A 15,958-nucleotide genomic window follows, 5' to 3' on the forward strand; every position below is an offset into this window, starting at 1 on the left:
CCTCCGACGCCTGCGCCGCCGACCCCCGGCCGACTACCCTCGACGAGGTGACCGACACCTCTGCCTCCAGCCCCTCCTCCCCCGCCGCTCCCGTCGCCGCGCGCCGCCCCGTGGAGCGGACCCACCACCACGACGTGGTCAGCGACCCCTACGAGTGGCTGCGCGACAAGGAGGACCCCGAGGTCATCGCGCACCTCGAGGCCGAGAACGCCTACGCCGACGCTCGCACCGCCCACCTGGACGCCCTGCGCGGGACGCTGGTCCAGGAGTTCCGCGACCACACGCTCGAGACGGACCTCTCGGTGCCGGTGCGGCGCGGACCCTGGTGGTACCTCACCCGCACCACCGAGGGCGACGACTACCCCCGCTTCACCCGCGTCCCGGACACCGGGTCCCTGCCCGAGGTCGAGCCCGGCACGGCGCTGGACGGCGAGCAGACCGTGCTCGATGCCCAGGCGCTCGCCGCCGGGCACGAGTTCTTCTCCCTCGGCGGTCTCAAGCCCTCCCCCGACCAGGACCTGCTGGCCTACAGCACCGACACCGCCGGCGACGAGCGGTTCGACGTGACGGTCACCGACCTTGCGACCGGGGACGTCCTGGACGACACGATCCGGGGCGCCGGGTACGGGCTGGCCTTCAGCACCGACCAGCAGTGGCTGTTCTACGGCCGAGTCGACGACGCCTGGCGGCAGTTCCAGGTGTGGCGCCATCACCTGGGCTCCCCCGCCGGAGAGGACGTGCTGGTGCTCCAGGAGGACGACGAGCGCTTCTCGCTGGGCTTCGGGACGTCGCGCGACGGCTCGACGCTGCTGCTCATGGCCGGATCCACCTCCACCACCCAGTGGTGGACCCTCGACCTCGCCGCCCCGGAGTCCGACCCCGTCGCGGTCACCGAGCGCCGACCGGGCATCGAGTACGGCGTCGAGCACGCCGGCGACCGCCTGCTGATCGTCCACAACGACGGGCATGTCGGCTTCGCGCTGGCGACCGCGCCGCTGGCGGACCCGAGCGCCTGGACCACGGTGCTGGCCGCCGCCGACGGCGAGCGCTTCGAGGGCGTCGACGCCTTCGCCGGGGCGGTCGCCCTCGAGCTGCGCGCCGGGGGCCTGCCGGCCGTGCGGGTGATCCCCCGCGATGCCGACGGCGCACTGCGCATCGAGGAGATCTGGGGGATCAGCCACGGCGGCGAGCTCGACGCCGTGGAGCTGGGCACCACCCACGACTGGGACGCGTCGGCCCTGCGCTACGAGCTCACGAGCCTGCTGACCCCGGCGACCATCGCCGAGGCGGACCTCGCCACCCACGCGACCTCGGTGCTGCGCCGCACGCCCGTGCCGCACTACGACCCGGCGCTGTACGTCGAGAAGCGGGTGTGGGCCACGGCCGCCGACGGCACCCGGATCCCCCTGTCGGTCGCGATGCGCCGCGAGGTGCGGGCCGACGGCACGGCCCCGGGGTACCTCTACGGCTACGGCTCCTACGAGGCGTCGATGGACCCGTCGTTCGTGCCCAGCCGCCTCTCCCTGCTCGATCGGGGCCTGGTCGTGGCGATCGCCCACGTGCGCGGCGGCGGCGAGATGGGACGCCCCTGGTACGAGCAGGGTCGCCTGCTGCACAAGCGCAACACGTTCACCGATTTCGTGGCGGCGGCCGAGGCCCTGGGCGATCAGCACCTCATCGACCCCGACCGTCTCGCCGCCGAGGGACGCAGCGCGGGCGGCCTGCTCATGGGCGCCGTCGCGAACCTGGCACCTGAGCGCTTCCGGGCGATCATCGCCGGGGTGCCGTTCGTGGACGCCCTGACGACGATCCTGGACCCCTCCCTGCCGCTGACCGTGGGCGAGTGGGAGGAATGGGGGGACCCGCTGCACGACCCCGAGGTGTACGCGTACATGAAGGGCTACACCCCGTACGAGAACGTGCGCGCCGTCGAGTACCCGGCGATCTTCGCCTCGACCTCGCTCAACGACACCCGCGTGTTCTTCGTCGAGCCCGCCAAGTGGGTGGCGCGCCTGCGCGAGACGATCACGAGCGATCCCGAGGAGCGTCCCGTGCTGCTGCGTTGCGAGATGGTCGCCGGGCACGGTGGGCGGTCCGGGCGCTACGCCAAGTGGGACCAGCGGGCCGACGAGCTCGCGTGGCTGCTCGACCAGCTCGGGGCCACCGCCCGGATCTGAGCGGTGTCCGCGGGACTTGCGGGTCCTGCGGGTCAGCGGGTCAGCGGGTCAGCGTCGGGCGTGGCCGTGACGCGGGACCACCAGCGGCCCGCCGTTGACCGGATCCTCGATCACCTGGGCCTCGATGCCGAACACGTCCTGGAGCATCGCGGGCACGATGATCTCCTCCGGCGTGCCCTCGGAGTGCACCGCGCCGTCCTTCATGATGATCAGGTCGCTCGCGTACCGCGCGGCGTGGTTGATGTCGTGGAGCACCGCGACGACGGTCTGCCCGTCGTCGTTGAGCTGGGCGAACAGGTCCAGCAGCCCGATCTGGTGGGACACGTCGAGGAACGTCGTCGGCTCGTCGAGCAGCAGCAGACCGGTCTCCTGGGCGAGCACGAGCGCCACCCACGCCCGCTGGCGCTGGCCGCCGGAGAGCTCGTCCACGGGACGATCGGACAGGTCCTGCATCCCCGTGGCCTCGAGGGCACGGGCGACGGCGTCGGCATCGGCCGCGGTCCAGCGCGAGAGCATCGACTGGTGGGGATAGCGTCCGCGGGCGACGAGGTCGGCGACGGTGATGCCCTCGGGGGCCGAGGCCGATTGCGGGAGCAGGCCCAGGCGCCGGGCCAGAGCCCGGGCACCCATCGCGTGGATGTCCTGGCCGTCGAGGGTGACCTGACCCGAGCGCGGTCGCAGGAGGTTCGCGAGCGCCCGCAGGGTGGTCGACTTCCCGCACGCGTTGGGGCCCAGGATCACCGTGAAGCTGCCCGGCCGGACGGAGACCGAGAGGTCCTGGGCGATCACCCGGGCGTCGTAGGCGAGGGTGGCCCCGGTCATCCGGAGCCCCGTGGCGGCGATGGGGGCGTGGGCGCTGATCACAGACGTCCCTTCCTGTTCTCGAGGGCGACGAGGTACGTGAGGTAGAGGCCGCCGAGCGCGACGGTGACGACCCCGAGCTGGAGCTCGGTGGCGAAGGCGTGCTGGGCCACGAGGTCTGCGGCCAGCGTGCCGAGCGCGCCCACGCCGATCGCCGGGAGCATCGGCGTGCCCTGGGCCCGTACGAGGCGGCGCCCGATCTGCGGCGCCGCGAGCGCCACGAAGGTCACGGGGCCCGCGATGGTCGTCGCGACCGCCACGAGGAGCACCCCGATCCCGTTGCCCAGCAGCCGGGTGCGGCCGGGGGTGGCGCCGAGCGCGGAGCCGAGGTCGTCGCCGAGGTCCAGCTGGGCCAGGGGCCGGCTGAGCGGGACGCACAGGGCCAGGGCGACCGCGGCGCACAGCAGCATCGGCGTGACGTAGGGCCAGGTCGATCCGGCGAGGGAGCCCACGCCCCAGGAGGCCGCCGCGAGGGCGCTGTCGAGGTCCGCGGTGAGCACGAGGTAGGTGTCGATGCTCGCGAGCATGGCCGTGAGCCCGATCCCCATGATGATGAGCCGGAACCCCTGGGCCTGCCCGCGGCGGGCCAGCAGCACGACGATCACGGCGGTCGCGAGTCCGCCCAGCAGGGCGCCCCCGGCCACGGGATAGAAGGCGGTCGTCCCCGCCACGAGGATGACCAGCAGGCCGCCCGTGTGGGCACCCGTGGTGAAGCCGATGATGTCCGGGGAGCCCAGCGGGTTGCGGGTCAGGGTCTGGAAGATCGCCCCCGAAGCACCGAGCACGGCGCCGACGGCGATCGCGGCGAGCGCCCGCGGCAGACGCCAGGTGACGACGTACAGCTCGATGATCTTGCGCGCATGCCCCTGCAGCGCCGCGACGACGTCCGGGAGCGGCACGAAGCGCTCTCCCAGCATGAGCGCGAGGGCGAGGCACGCGAGCAGGAGCACGAGGATCACGGCCCCCACCACGAGGGAGCGCACGGGGACCCGCGCACGCACGGGTCCGGGCAGACCGATCCACCGGTACCCGAAGCGGATCGGCGCCGTGGCACGCCGACGCTCGGCGGTCCCGGCGCTCACAGCGCGTTCACCCGCTTGCGGCGGGCCAGCGCGATGAGCAGGGGCGCTCCGACGAAGGCGGTGACGACGCCCACGGGCAGCTCGGCGCCGCCCAGCACGACCCGCGCGAGCACGTCCGAGGCCAGCAGCAGGACCGCGCCGCCGGGGGCGCTGAGGGCGATGATGAGCCGCTGATCGGGCCCGAGGATCCAGCGGATCGCGTGCGGCACCATGAGTCCGACGAAGCCGATGGGTCCGGCGACCGCCGTGGCGGCTCCCGCCAGCAGCGTGAGCCCGAGGACGGCGAGGGTGCGGGTGCGTCGCACCCGGGTGCCCAGCGAGCTGGCCAGGTCCTCGCCGAGGGCGATCGCGTTGAGCCCACGGGCGCAGGCGAGCGCGAGGACGCCGCCGACGAGCAGGAACGGCACCATCGTCAGGGCCTCGTCGAGCGTACGGCCCAGCAGCGTCCCGGCCGCCCAGACCCGGAAGCGGTCGAAGGTCTGGGGGTCCCCGAGGCGGATCGCGGCCCCGAAGCCGCTCAGGAAGGCCCCGACGGCGATCCCCGACAGGGTCATCCGGATCGGGGACGCCGGTCCCCGTCCGAGCGAGCCCACGAGCACGACGACGCCCGTGGCCGCGCCGGCGCCGAGGATCGCGGCGAGCACGAGGGCGGGCGTGCCCGTGGCTCCGAGCACCGCGATCGCGAGGATCACGGCCAGTGCCGCTCCGGCGTTGACGCCGAGGATCCCCGGGTCCGCGAGCGGGTTGCGGGTGAAGCCCTGCACGAGGGCGCCAGCCAGCGCGAGCGCGGAGCCCACGAGCAGGCCCAGGACCGTGCGCGGGACGCGGTACTGCCACACGATGGTGTGGGCCTCCTGCGCGACGGCGATGCTCGGGCCCTGGGCGAGGGCACCCCAGACCTGGCCGGGGGTCAGCATCTTGGCGCCGACCGTGAGGGACAGGACCACGACCGCCACGAGGGCCAGGACCACCACGGCGAGCGCCGCCAGCAGGCGCCCCGGCCGAGGGCCCCGCGCTGCGGGCGTCGCCGGGCGGTCCTCGCGGGGCGGCGCGAGCGCCGTCATGGTCAGCCCTCGAGCGCGTCGAGCGCGGCGGTGACCTGTCCGAGCGAGTACCGGGCGTCGGAGAAGCCCGCGACCGTGCATTTGCCGAAGGGGTAGGTGTGGCCCTGCTGGACGGCCGGGAGCTGCGTGTAGAGGTCCGAGCCCTGGTAGGCGGCGTTGAGCGGGTTGGGCTGGGCGGTCATGTCGGTGCCGTAGAAGAGGATGTTCGCATCGCCGAGCACGTCGAGGGTCTGCTCGACCGCGACGGCCTTCTCCGCGGACTTCTCGCCCTGCACCGCCTGATCCTCCTGGGCCGACCAGGTGGGGATGAGCGGGGTGATGATCGTCCCGGCCATGTTCTGGCTGCCCCACAGGTAGACGTTGCCCTCCTCGTAGACGTCGTAGACGCCGACGACGAGATCACCGGTGACCGCGGCGTACTTCTCGCCCGCCGCCTTGAGCTCGGCCTGCCAGTCCGACTGCAGCTTCTCGTACTGGGCGGTGCGGTTGACGGCGTCGGCGACCTGCTGGACGCGCACCCACCACTCCTTGCGCTCGCCTCCGCGCAGCAGGAACTGGTAGACGGGGGCGATGTCCTTCAGCTGCTGGATCAGCGAGTCCTCGAGGGCGTTGGTGGCCAGGATGAGGTCGGGCTCGAGCTCGGCGACCTTCTCGACGTCGGGGTTGCCCTTGCCGTCGTCGATCACCGGCACGTCCTTCATGACGTCCCAGATCTGCGGGGTGGTGAACTTCTTGACGTCCTGCTGGCCGCCCGTGGTGCCCAGGCCCGCGGTGCCGGCGGGCTTGCCGCCGAGGTCGATGAGGGCCTGGGTCCCGGCGTAGTGCAGCACGACGATCTTCTGGGGGTCGGCGGGGACCTCGACCTGCGCGCCGGTGGCGTCGGTGACGGTGCGGGGGCCGGAGGTGCCTCCGGCGTCGGAGGCACCCGAGGTGCCGGCGTCCTCCCCGCCTCCGGAGCAGGCGGCGAGGGCGAGGGCGGCGGCCCCTGCGGCGGAGGTTCCCAGGAGCTGGCGGCGGGTCGGTGCGTTCATGGCGGATCCTTCGTGTTCGGTGTGCGGTGCGCGTGCTCGGGAGAGCACGGGATGGTGGTCGGGATGCGGCAGTTCGGGCCCGGGGTCGGGGTCGGGGTCAGGCGGTGCCGAGGATCAGGGAGGGGCCGAACCCCCAGCCGAGGGGAGCCACCCGGATCTCGTGCAGGCCCAGTCCGTGGAGGAGCTCGGTGTGGCGGGCGCCCGTGCGCAACGGCACGCCGGTGGAGGCGAGCGCGGTGAGCGCATCGGCGGCGAGGTGGTCATCGGTGCGTGCCCCATCGGCGAGGGCGGCGACGATCACGAGCGTCCGGGCTCCACGGCCGACGAGGCGGGCGTACTGCTCGTCGTCCGCGGCGTCGAGGGCCAGCTGGACCAGCAGCGTCGTGGTCTCGGGCACGGTCGTCGCGTCGTCCGAGACCTCGACGTCCAGGGCCTGACGCTGGGCAGGCGGGACCTCTGTCAGGCGTCGGCGGGTCTCCTCCTCGTCCGCGGCCGGGATGCGCAGGGTGATCCGGCGCCCCGGGCGGTCGCGGGCGAGCGCCACGGCGGTGGGCACGATCCCGTCGCCGATGACCGTCACCGCCGGTGCGTCGTGCAGCGCGGGCACCGCCACGAGCGGCGGGAGGTTGTAGAGGAGGGTCCGCTCGGCGGCGTCGTGGACGCGCGCGGCCACCGCCGGGTCCTCGGCGCGCCAGGTCGCGAGGGCCCGATCGGGACCGTCGTACCGCGCGGGGCGGCCGGTGCGGAGGGTGTCGACGAGCCCGAGGAGGGACAGCTCGAGCCGGTTCAGGGGGTCCGCGAGGTCGAGGGAGTCCTGGGCGGACTCCTCGAGGAGCACCTCGCCCAGGGCCGTGAGGCGCAGGCGGTCGTCGTGGCGGGCCACCAGCTCGAGGGCCTCGAGGGCGTCGAGCAGGGGTGCCAGGCGCGTCAGCGGGATGCCGGTGGCACCGGTCAGCGCGGCTGGGGTGTCGGTGCCCTCGACCACGAGGGCCGGGATCCCGAGCGTGGTCGCCACGCGGACGGCGACGGGAGGGAGCAGCTCGCTCATCTCGTGCAGGCGGCGGGCGAGCTCCGAGGGGCTCGCAGGGCGAGAGGCGGCCCGGGGCGCAGGGGGCGCGCCGACCTCGGCGGACGCGTTGGGCGTGCCGGTCGCGATGGGCGCACCGGTCGCGATGGGCGCGCCGGGTCCGCCTGCCTCGAGGGGCGGTGGATTCGGGGCGGGACTCGCGGCCCCGGGGCCCTGTCCGCCTGCGCCGCCGACGTCCGCTCGGGTGCCCGGGTCATGGCTCGTGCGACGCCAGTAGCCGTTGACCTCGACGTCCTCGGGACGCAGCCCGCGCTCGGTGCGGAGGTGGCGGCGGATCGGCGCGATGGTCAGGGTCTCCCCTGCGCACCACGCGTAGCCGCGCCCGGGCGGGAGCTCGAGCCCTCGGACGGCGTCGGCCAGCAGGGTCGAGTAGCCGGGTCGGACGTCGTGGGGCCGCACGAGCCAGCGGATCTCCGCATCGGCACGGGTGGTGAGCTCCTGCCGGTCAGCCGTGGACGGCACCTCGACCAGGACGATCGCGCGGGTGCCCGCGGGGGCCTCCTCGAGACGGCGTCCCACCGCGGGCAACGCGGTCTCGTCGGCGATCAGCAGGTGCCAGTCGACGTCGGGGCTCACGCCGGCACTGGTCTTGGGCCCGGCGAAGCGCAGCGGATCGCCCACGCGGGCCCCCAGCGCCCACTCGGCGGCCAGCCCGCCCTCGTGGACCACGAAGTCCAGGTCGAACTCGTCCTCACGGACGGCTCGGACCGTGTAGTCCCGGGTCCGTGCCAGAGCCCCCGGCGCCCAGGCGAAGCGCTCGCCGTCCTGGACGCCGACGTCCCCGAAGTCGTCGCGCCCGGTCGGGATCACGAGCTTGACGTGGTCGTCGAACCCGTCGGAACGGAAGGCCGGGACGTCGTGCCCGTCGTGACGACCTGCCTGCAGGTCGGGCCCGCCCACGGTGATCCGTCGCATGTGCGGCGTCAGGTCCTCGATGCGCCGGACGGTCACCTCACGCAGGGTGATCGGGAAGATGGACAGCTCGCGTGAGGTGCGGGGCATGGGGGCGTCGGTCTCCGGAGGACGGGGATGTCGGGCGCCGAGCGGGTTCGGCGAGCCTCACCTTACTCCCGGGGTGACGGGGGCTGTCCACCCACGTCCGTCCTCCGTGCCGGGACGGCGCAGGGCGCGGCACCTGGGGTGCCGGGCCCTGCGCGGAGCGACCGCGTCCGTCGGTCTGCCTGCCGGCTCGTCGGCCGACCGGTCCGTGGGCCGACCGGCCGTGGGCCGACCTGCCGCGTCGTCCGTCAGAAGGCCGGGATGACCGAGCCGTCGGTGTAGGTGCTCTCGATGAACTTCTTGACGTCCTCGGTGTGCAGCAGCTCGTCGAGCTTCTTCAGGCCGGCGTTGTCCTTGTCGTCCTCGCGGACGGTGAGGAAGTTCGCGTAGGGGCTGTCCTCGTTCTTCTCGAGGATGATCGCCTGCTCGGAGGGCTTCAGGCCCGCCTCGAGGGCGTAGTTGCCGTTGACGACGCCCGCGGCGAAGTCGCCCAGGGAGCGCGGGATCTGCGCGGCCTCGAGCTCCGTGAACGTGAGGTTCTTGGGGTTCTCGGCGATGTCGGCGGTCGTCGCGTCGGTGACCTCGACGCCGTCCTTGATCGTGATGACCTCGTACTGCGCCAGCAGGCCCAGGCCGCGTCCGCGGTTGGTGGGGTCGTTGGCGATCGCGATGGAATCGCCGTCCTTGAGCTCGGCGATGTCCGTGATCGTGTCGGAGTACAGGCCCAGGGGCTCGATGTGGATGCCCGCGAAGGCGTGGAGCTTGTAGCCCTTCTCCTTCTCCTGGGTCTCCAGGAACGGGGCGTTCTGGAAGTAGTTGGCGTCGATGTCGCCGTCCTCGAGCGCCTGGTTGGGGATCTGGTAGTCCGTGTAGGGCGTGATCTTCAGGCCCAGCCCGGCGTCCTTGGCCAGGTTGTCCTGCACGAACTGCAGGATCTCCGCGTGGGGCTTGGGCGAGGCGCCGACGTTGATGGTGGTCACGCCGTTCTCCTCCTCGGGGCCCTGGGCGCCGCCGCCGAAGGCGCCGCAGGCGGAGAGGGTCACGGCGGTCGCGCCGAGGCCGGTGAGGGTGAGGAGGGTACGACGGTCGATGGACTGCATGGTGAGGCTCTCCTGGAGTTTCGGGATTCTGGGGTTCGGGATGAGGGACGGGGGGTCAGACGTTGCGGGCGCGGTGGTCCACGGCCAGGGCCAGGCGGCTGCCGATCACCTGCACGCCGATGACGAGGACGACGAGGACGAGGACGGTCGCGACCATCACGACGTTGTCGTAGCTCTGGTAGCCCATGCGGATCGCGAGGTCGCCGAGGCCCTTGCCGCCGACGGTGCCCGCCATGGCGGTGTAGCCGATGACGGCGATCGCCGTCGCGGTGAGCGAGCTGATGATCCCGGGCAGCGCCTCCGGCAGCAGCACCTGGCGGATCACCTGCCAGCGCGAGGCTCCCATCATCTGCACGGCCTCGATCTTCCCGGCGGCGATCTCCCGCAGGTTGATCTCGATGAGGCGGGCCAGGAACGGGATCGCCGAGATCGCGAGCGCGAACATCGCGGCGTTGGGGCCGGTGACCCGGCCCACCACGAAGCGCGTCACGGGGATCAGCGCGATGATCAGGATGATGAAGGGGAAGGACCGCCCGACGTTGACGACGAAGCCGACGACGGCGTTGACCACGCGCGCCGGGCCGGACCGCGCCCGGGAGGTCTCGAACAGCAGGACCCCCAGCGGCACGCCGATGATCGTGGCCAGCAGCATCGTGCCCGCGGTCATGTAGAGGGTGATCAGGGTGTTGGACCACAGGGACGTGTTGGAGTCCCACGTGGAGAAGATCGGGTTGTCCAGCCAGTCGCTCATCGCGTCACCTCCTGGGCCACCACGCCGGCGGCCTCGAGCTCGTGCAGGAAGGTCTGCAGACCCTCCTGGCTGATGGGCGCCCCGGAGTCGTTGCGCAGGGCCAGCTGCACGCGGCCCACCTGACGGCCGCCGATGGTCTCGATGGTCCCGGCGACGATCGTGGCGCGGGCACCGTGGCGCTCGGCGAGCCGCACGATGTCGTCGCTGGTCCGCAGGGACTCCGAGTCCCAGTAGTCGCAGTTGACGACCAGCGCGCTGATGCCCGTGGGCGCGGGCGGCAGCGGGATCAGCTCGGAGGACAGCGGCCCGTGGGGGTCGCTCGCCACCTCGACGAGCGTCCCGGACTGCACGACGCGGCCGTTCTCGAGCAGCGTGACGGCGTCGCACACCTCGCGGACCACGGACATCTCGTGGGTGATGATCACGACGGTGATCCCGAGGCGATCCCGCAGCCCCTGGATGAGGTCGAGGATCTGGCGGGTGGTCGCCGGGTCGAGCGCGCTGGTGGGCTCATCGCACAGGAGCACCTTGGGCTCGGCGGCCAGGCCCCGGGCGATCCCGACCCGCTGGACCTGTCCGCCCGAGAGCTGCGCGGGGTGGTTGTGCTCGCGGCCCTGCAGCCCGACCAGCTCGACGAGCTCGGCCACGCGCGCGGCGCGCTGGGCCCGCGGGACGCCGGCGATCTCGAGCGGATGGGCGATGTTCTGGGCGGCGGTGCGCGAGTCCAGGAGGTTCGCGTGCTGGAAGACCATGCCGATCCCGCGGCGCGCGGCGCGCAGCTCGGCCCCTTCGAGCGCCGCGATGTCGGTCCCGCCGACGTGCACGTGGCCCGAGGTGGGCTTCTCGAGACCCGTGAGGCAGCGGATGAGCGTGGACTTGCCCGCCCCGGAGCGGCCCACGATCCCGTGGATCTGCCCCGCCTGGACGGCGAGGTGGATGTCGTCGAGCGCGACGACGCGCTCGCCGCCGCCGGGCGCGTCGAAGACCTTCGTCAGGCCGTCCAGAGTGATCACCCCGGAGTAAAACAGAGAGGGGCGCCTTCGCAGACGGAAACGGACACACAAGGTGCGCTTTCGGCTGCCATGCGTGGGACATATCACCGCGATCCGGCTCGCGGCGCACGTCGCCGCCATCGTCCGGGCCCTTCACGCTCCCGCTCCCCCGCACGCGGGTGGTCCGGGCCGCGCGATGCGGCGCGGCGGACGTCGGCGCACGATAGCGTCGGCCCCGACGTCGGCATCGCGCCGCCCTCCCGGACCCGAGGAGCCCCGATGGACCGTCCCTCCGCTCTCGAACCGACCGCGACCGGACGCCGGCTCCCGGACGGCCGTCTGGCGCTGTCGCGAACGCTGCCGCGCTCCCCCGCCCTGATGTGGGCCGCGATCACGGACCCCGATCGCACGGCGCGGTGGTTCGGCCGCTGGAGCGGCGACCCCGCCTCCGGCACGATCAGCGTGACCCTCGCGGCGGAGAAGGGTGCCCCCGCCGCGACCGCGCACGTGCTCGCATGCGAAGCACCCCGACGACTCGTCCTCGAGTTCCCCCAGGGCGAGGACTCCTGGACGATCGAGCTCACCGTCAGCGGCGGCGGCGAGGTCTCGACGGTGACGCTGGCCCAGGCCATCGCGGATCCGGAGGCCGCCGCGATGATCGGCCCCGGCTGGGAGTTCTACCTCGACCGTCTCGTGGCCGCCGCGGAGGGACGCGACCTCGCCGAGATCGTCTTCGAGCCGGACTACGTCCCGGAGCTGTGCGACCACTATCGGGCGCTGTATTCCGGCTGATCATCGACGCCGCGGGGCCATGCGGCGACGGTGCGCGTCACGCGGGGCGGACCTCCACCGTGCCCGTGTTCCCCTCGGGAACCACGCGACCCGTGCGGTTCCGACATCGGGCTGCGGTCGCAGCTCCCTCAGCCCCGACGCCGGCGCTCCCGGAAGAAGTCCCGCAGCAGATCCCCGCACTCCCGGGCCCGCACGCCGGCGGTGACCTCGGCACGATGGTTCAGCCGCGGCTCGCGCACCAGGTCGTAGAGGGAGCCCGCCGCACCGGCTTTGGGGTCGGCCGCGCCGTAGACCACGCGGTCGATGCGGGAGAGCACGATCGCCCCCGCGCACATCGTGCAGGGCTCGAGCGTGACGACGAGAGTGCAGCCGGAGAGGTTCCAACGGCCCGTGACCCGCGCGGCCTCGCGCAGGGCGATGACCTCCGCGTGGGCGGTCGGATCCTCGTCGGCCTCGCGGCGATTGCCTGCGCGGGCGATCACCACGCCGTCGGGGTCGGCGACGACGGCACCGATCGGCACGTCGGGACGCGGGCGCGCCGCCGCGGCGCGCGCCTCGAGGATCGCGCACGCCATGAGGTCGTCGTCGGGCAGATGCATCGGTCCATCATGCCCCGGGGACCCGTTGTCCCGGCTCGTCGCCCGCGCCGTCCCGGACCCCTGCGGGACGAGCGTCGCCGCACGTCGCACGGCCCTCCACGGGACCTCCGGGCACGCTCCCGGTACCGCTCCCTGCGGTAGATTGACCCCCATGCGCGTCCTCGAGATCGATCACCCCCTCGTCGCCCACAAGCTGACCGTCCTGCGGGACCGCAGCACCCACTCCTCGGTGTTCCGGCAGCTCGCCGACGAGCTGGTCACGCTCCTGGCCTACGAGGCGACGCGGAACGTCGCCGTCGCACCCGTCGAGATCGAGACCCCCGTCTCCGGGATGACGGGCACCAAGCTCACCAACCCCAAGCCGATGGTCGTCCCGATCCTCCGTGCCGGCCTCGGGATGCTCGACGGGATGACGCGCCTGCTGCCGACGGCCGAGGTCGGGTTCCTGGGCATGGTCCGCAACGAGGAGACCCTCGAGGTCACGACCTATGCCAACCGCCTGCCCGACGACCTCACGGGACGCCAGTGCTTCGTCGTGGACCCGATGCTCGCCACGGGCCACACCCTCATCGCCGCGGTGAACTACCTCCACGAGCGCGGCGCCCGCGACATCACATGCGTGACGCTGCTGTCCGCACCCGAGGGCATCGCGACCCTCTCCGAGGCGATCGGCGAGGACGTCGACCTCACCGTGGTGACCGCCGCGATCGACGACCGTCTCAATGCCAGCGGCTACATCGTCCCGGGTCTCGGGGACGCGGGCGACCGCCTCTTCGGCGTCGTCGACTGATCCCCGGAGGACGCCGCCGCCATTCGCGTTCACGGGATGTCATGTATCCCACGATGTGGTCGGATGCTTGCGTCCCTCCGGCTCGCCGGTGCATTGTCCTTCCCATGACGTCCGCAGAGATCCGTGTCGAGGCCACCATCCCGGTGGCCTCCGCGTCGATGCCCTGCTGCCGCATGCACATGTCGATGATGTGCATGACGCATCGTCAGCCGAGCCTCTGATCGCTCGAGAATCCTCCGGGGTCGGCTGACAGGGGCCGGCCGAGAGGCGTGGGCCCCCGGTGCCACCGGGAGCACAACCCCAGGTCCGCCGCCCCCCTCACGGGAGTCGCAGCAGATCCACCACGGGATCCCGGGTCCACCCCGTCAGCGCCGCACCGGCGCCCGCATCGACCGGAGTCCCCGCCATGACCATCGCCCTGGACCGACCCACCCGCACCGTCCGCCCCGCCGCAGCCTCCCTGCGACCGGCACCCCAGCACCCCTCTTTCACGGCCCCGTCCTCCCGAGCACCCCGTCCGGACGCCGCCACGCAGACGGTGAACGTGACCCTCACGATCGCCCTGCCCGCGGGCACCGCCGACGTCGAGGCGGCCCGTCTGGCCGACACCCTGCGATCCCAGGCCCTGCGCCTGACCGCCGGGCGCCGCGCCCGGGCCACCGTCGAGGTCTCCTCCCCGCACCCGTTCACGAGCACCACCGCGGGCACCCCGAACGCCGGCTCCGGCGCCGCGCTGCGCGCGCTGCCCTCGGCCTCGCTGCCCTCGGCGCCGGCCCGTCCGACCCGTGATCGACGCCCCGGGGTCGTCTCCCCAGACTCGCCGGCCCGCCGCGACATCGAGAACGCCCGTCGGCGCACCCGGCAGGCCACCGCGGTCAGCCCCGCGGAACCGGCACAGCTCGGGAACGCATCCCTCGTGATCGACCTGTACGGCCGCCGCGTCCGCATCGACGGCACCGACGTCGACCTCACCTACAAGGAGTTCGAGCTGCTGGCCCACCTCGCACGCCACTCGCGTCGCATCGTCGGGCGCGAGGAGCTCCTGACGTCGGTGTGGGCCGATGCCGATGCCGAGACCGGCGAGCGCACGGTCGACGTGCACATCCGTCGCGTGCGCACCAAGCTCGGCCGCTACCGCCGTCTCATCTCGACCGTCCGCGGCTCCGGCTACCGCCTGGACCCGGGCAGCGACGTCGCGGTCCTCGACTGATCCTGCCCGATCTGAACCGGGACCGCCCGATCAGGGACGACGTGACCGGATCCGGGACGACCGGATCGACTGCACCTCGTGAACGGCGTGTGCGACATCGTGGTGGGAGCAGCGCGCGCGGACCGGGCCGGGCCCTGGCGTGCACGAGCGGCCCGGAGCTCCCTCCCGGAGAACCGGGGGGCTCACGGGCCGCTCGCATGCCTGATGCGGCCGCACGGTGGATGCGGTGATCAGGCGTGGCGATCCGGGTCTGCGGTGGGGGGAACCTGACTCCGGGTCGCCGACCGCCTCCCCGGAGGGGGGTCTGGAGAGACGGGGCTTGTGCGCCCGGTGACGTGCGGCGACGCCTTCCGACGCCGCATCACCACCGATGCCCGCAAGTCTAGGTGCGGCCTTCGCGGGCTGTAAACGCGGGCGGGCGTCTTCACACCTCCGATGTCCTCGGGGCCCCCGGGTCATGGTCGGGTGTTGACCTGCCCGGTGCCCGTCGCCAGCGGTGCGCGGAGGCCCCGGATCCGCCCCCGACCTCTCACGACGGTGGTACTGCCCATCTCCGTCCCTGAGACGACCGGATGCCCCGGCACGTCCGCGGGCCTCAGGGTTCAAAGGTTCGGCAAAATCACGAGGGGGTCACGGCGCGTGTCCCAAAAGAGCACCCCGTGACCGTCGCGTCGTCGTGGACCTTGCGCAGGCCCAGGGTGCCGGCCTCGGCGCGCTCCCTCTCAAGGACGCGCACGCGCGCGAGGACCTCGAGCGCCCCGGCACGGGTGGCGCACCGCTCGGCGAGGGCGGAGTCATCCAGCAGACCCAGCTCGTCGACGGCCCGGGTGATGCCATCGCTCACCAGCACCGCGCCGCGCAGGTCCTCGAGCGGCTCCGCGCCCACGAGCGCCTCCTCGGCGGCGTGCAGCTCGTGGCGGGCCACCCAGAACCCGCCCGGACGGTTGCGCCGCGCCTCGATCGCCGCCGCCGTCCGCTCCTCGGCAACCACGCGTGCGAGCCGGTCATCGGTGATGCGGGACACCGGGCCTCCCCCATGGCGCAGCAGGAGCAGGGAGGAATCGCACAGGACCAGATGCTCGAGGACATCCGACGTCTCCCGGACCGCGACGACCGTGGCCGAGGGCGCGCCGCGCTCGAGATCGCACGTGCCCGCGTGGAGCTCCCGCACCTGCGTGAGCGCGGTGGCCAGCGCGGCCCGCGGGCTCGCCGAGGCGTCGCCCAGGGCCGTCAGGAGGGCATCGGCCAGGGAGCGCGCGAACCATGCGACCGAGTGGTGGCAGCCCGCGCGCCAGGCGCGCGGGATCCCGGCCCCGTCGACGAGCACGGCGACGCGGTCCCCGGAGCGCGCGGCGTCCTCGTTCTCCGCCTCGGTACGCGAGGGATCGGTGACGGTGAAGGTCTCCATCCCGGCACGGTACCC

At 73.1% G+C, this 15,958-nt stretch carries 14 protein-coding genes; 4 read left to right on the forward strand and 10 right to left on the reverse strand.

Annotation, left to right across the window (positions count from 1 at the left end; all coding sequences use genetic code 11):
- Nucleotides 1-47 precede the first annotated feature (47 nt).
- Nucleotides 48-2,177 carry a S9 family peptidase gene (locus ACT3TZ_RS02235; protein ID WP_444581763.1) on the forward strand — a complete coding sequence of 710 codons (2,130 nt, stop codon included), beginning with the start codon at nt 48-50 and terminating at the stop codon, nt 2,175-2,177.
- A gap of 48 nt (nt 2,178-2,225) precedes the next feature.
- On the opposite strand, the gene ACT3TZ_RS02240 is transcribed toward ACT3TZ_RS02235, so the two are convergent.
- The 8 genes from ACT3TZ_RS02240 to ACT3TZ_RS02275 all read right to left on the reverse strand — a co-directional run bounded on the left by ACT3TZ_RS02240 (nt 2,226) and on the right by ACT3TZ_RS02275 (nt 11,165).
- Complete coding sequence (locus ACT3TZ_RS02240; RefSeq protein WP_444581885.1) at nt 2,226-2,999, reverse strand: ABC transporter ATP-binding protein; 774 nt, start codon at nt 2,997-2,999, stop codon at nt 2,226-2,228.
- Between the two features lie 38 nt (nt 3,000-3,037).
- Nucleotides 3,038-4,120, reverse strand: a complete 1,083-nt coding sequence (locus ACT3TZ_RS02245; RefSeq protein ID WP_444581764.1) for a FecCD family ABC transporter permease — start codon at nt 4,118-4,120, stop codon at nt 3,038-3,040.
- Nucleotides 4,117-5,184 carry a FecCD family ABC transporter permease gene (locus tag ACT3TZ_RS02250; protein WP_444581765.1) on the reverse strand — a complete coding sequence of 356 codons (1,068 nt, stop codon included), beginning with the start codon at nt 5,182-5,184 and terminating at the stop codon, nt 4,117-4,119. Before ACT3TZ_RS02250 ends, ACT3TZ_RS02245 begins: the two co-directional genes overlap by 4 nt.
- 2 nt (nt 5,185-5,186) lie before the next feature.
- The gene (locus ACT3TZ_RS02255) at nt 5,187-6,215 is read right to left on the reverse strand and encodes an ABC transporter substrate-binding protein (protein WP_444581766.1); all 1,029 of its coding nucleotides are present in this window, start codon (nt 6,213-6,215) and stop codon (nt 5,187-5,189) included.
- 97 nt (nt 6,216-6,312) lie between these two features.
- Nucleotides 6,313-8,304, reverse strand: a complete 1,992-nt coding sequence (locus ACT3TZ_RS02260) for an SIP domain-containing protein (RefSeq protein WP_444581767.1) — start codon at nt 8,302-8,304, stop codon at nt 6,313-6,315.
- Between the two features lie 245 nt (nt 8,305-8,549).
- A complete protein-coding gene (locus ACT3TZ_RS02265; RefSeq protein WP_444581768.1) occupies nt 8,550-9,401 on the reverse strand; it encodes a MetQ/NlpA family ABC transporter substrate-binding protein in 852 nt (283 codons plus the stop codon).
- A 55-nt stretch (nt 9,402-9,456) separates the two neighbouring features.
- Nucleotides 9,457-10,152, reverse strand: a complete 696-nt coding sequence (locus ACT3TZ_RS02270; RefSeq protein WP_444581769.1) for a methionine ABC transporter permease — start codon at nt 10,150-10,152, stop codon at nt 9,457-9,459.
- Nucleotides 10,149-11,165, reverse strand: coding sequence for a methionine ABC transporter ATP-binding protein (locus ACT3TZ_RS02275; protein ID WP_444581770.1), 1,017 nt, complete (start codon nt 11,163-11,165; stop codon nt 10,149-10,151). Before ACT3TZ_RS02275 ends, ACT3TZ_RS02270 begins: the two co-directional genes overlap by 4 nt.
- Before the next feature lie 258 nt (nt 11,166-11,423).
- On the opposite strand from ACT3TZ_RS02275, the gene ACT3TZ_RS02280 reads away from it, so the two are divergent.
- Nucleotides 11,424-11,936: an SRPBCC domain-containing protein gene (locus ACT3TZ_RS02280; RefSeq protein WP_444581771.1), complete on the forward strand. Its 513-nt coding sequence runs from the start codon at nt 11,424-11,426 to the stop codon at nt 11,934-11,936.
- 128 nt (nt 11,937-12,064) lie between these two features.
- Here the strand turns inward: ACT3TZ_RS02280 and tadA are convergent, their stop codons facing one another.
- Complete coding sequence (gene tadA / locus ACT3TZ_RS02285; protein WP_444581772.1) at nt 12,065-12,535, reverse strand: tRNA adenosine(34) deaminase TadA; 471 nt, start codon at nt 12,533-12,535, stop codon at nt 12,065-12,067.
- A 151-nt stretch (nt 12,536-12,686) separates the two neighbouring features.
- Here tadA and upp point away from each other — a divergent pair, with 151 nt between their 5' ends.
- Together upp and ACT3TZ_RS02295 are read left to right on the forward strand one after the other, a co-directional pair.
- Entirely contained in the window at nt 12,687-13,325 is a 639-nt protein-coding gene (gene upp, locus ACT3TZ_RS02290; protein WP_444581773.1) for a uracil phosphoribosyltransferase, read from the forward strand.
- Nucleotides 13,326-13,731: 406 nt separating this feature from the next.
- Complete coding sequence (locus ACT3TZ_RS02295) at nt 13,732-14,535, forward strand: winged helix-turn-helix domain-containing protein (protein ID WP_444581774.1); 804 nt, start codon at nt 13,732-13,734, stop codon at nt 14,533-14,535.
- A gap of 619 nt (nt 14,536-15,154) precedes the next feature.
- On the opposite strand, the gene ACT3TZ_RS02300 is transcribed toward ACT3TZ_RS02295, so the two are convergent.
- Nucleotides 15,155-15,943 (reverse strand): protein phosphatase 2C domain-containing protein, encoded by a 789-nt coding sequence (locus ACT3TZ_RS02300; RefSeq protein WP_444581775.1) that lies wholly within the window; start codon nt 15,941-15,943, stop codon nt 15,155-15,157.
- Nucleotides 15,944-15,958: the final 15 nt, after the last annotated feature.

The sequence above is a fragment of the Brachybacterium sp. AOP25-B2-12 genome (assembly GCF_052378625.1).
GTDB lineage: Bacteria > Actinomycetota > Actinomycetes > Actinomycetales > Dermabacteraceae > Brachybacterium.

Coding starts and splice junctions, on each gene's coding strand:
- ACT3TZ_RS02240 (WP_444581885.1), bottom strand. CDS start 2,999: ATGACCGGGGCCACCCTCGCCTACGACGCCCGGGTGATCGCCCAGGAC.
- ACT3TZ_RS02250 (WP_444581765.1), bottom strand. CDS start 5,184: ATGACGGCGCTCGCGCCGCCCCGCGAGGACCGCCCGGCGACGCCCGCA.
- ACT3TZ_RS02255 (WP_444581766.1), bottom strand. CDS start 6,215: ATGAACGCACCGACCCGCCGCCAGCTCCTGGGAACCTCCGCCGCAGGG.
- ACT3TZ_RS02260 (WP_444581767.1), bottom strand. CDS start 8,304: ATGCCCCGCACCTCACGCGAGCTGTCCATCTTCCCGATCACCCTGCGT.
- ACT3TZ_RS02265 (WP_444581768.1), bottom strand. CDS start 9,401: ATGCAGTCCATCGACCGTCGTACCCTCCTCACCCTCACCGGCCTCGGC.
- ACT3TZ_RS02270 (WP_444581769.1), bottom strand. CDS start 10,152: ATGAGCGACTGGCTGGACAACCCGATCTTCTCCACGTGGGACTCCAAC.
- ACT3TZ_RS02280 (WP_444581771.1), top strand. CDS start 11,424: ATGGACCGTCCCTCCGCTCTCGAACCGACCGCGACCGGACGCCGGCTC.
- tadA (WP_444581772.1), bottom strand. CDS start 12,535: ATGCATCTGCCCGACGACGACCTCATGGCGTGCGCGATCCTCGAGGCG.
- upp (WP_444581773.1), top strand. CDS start 12,687: ATGCGCGTCCTCGAGATCGATCACCCCCTCGTCGCCCACAAGCTGACC.
- ACT3TZ_RS02295 (WP_444581774.1), top strand. CDS start 13,732: ATGACCATCGCCCTGGACCGACCCACCCGCACCGTCCGCCCCGCCGCA.
- ACT3TZ_RS02300 (WP_444581775.1), bottom strand. CDS start 15,943: ATGGAGACCTTCACCGTCACCGATCCCTCGCGTACCGAGGCGGAGAAC.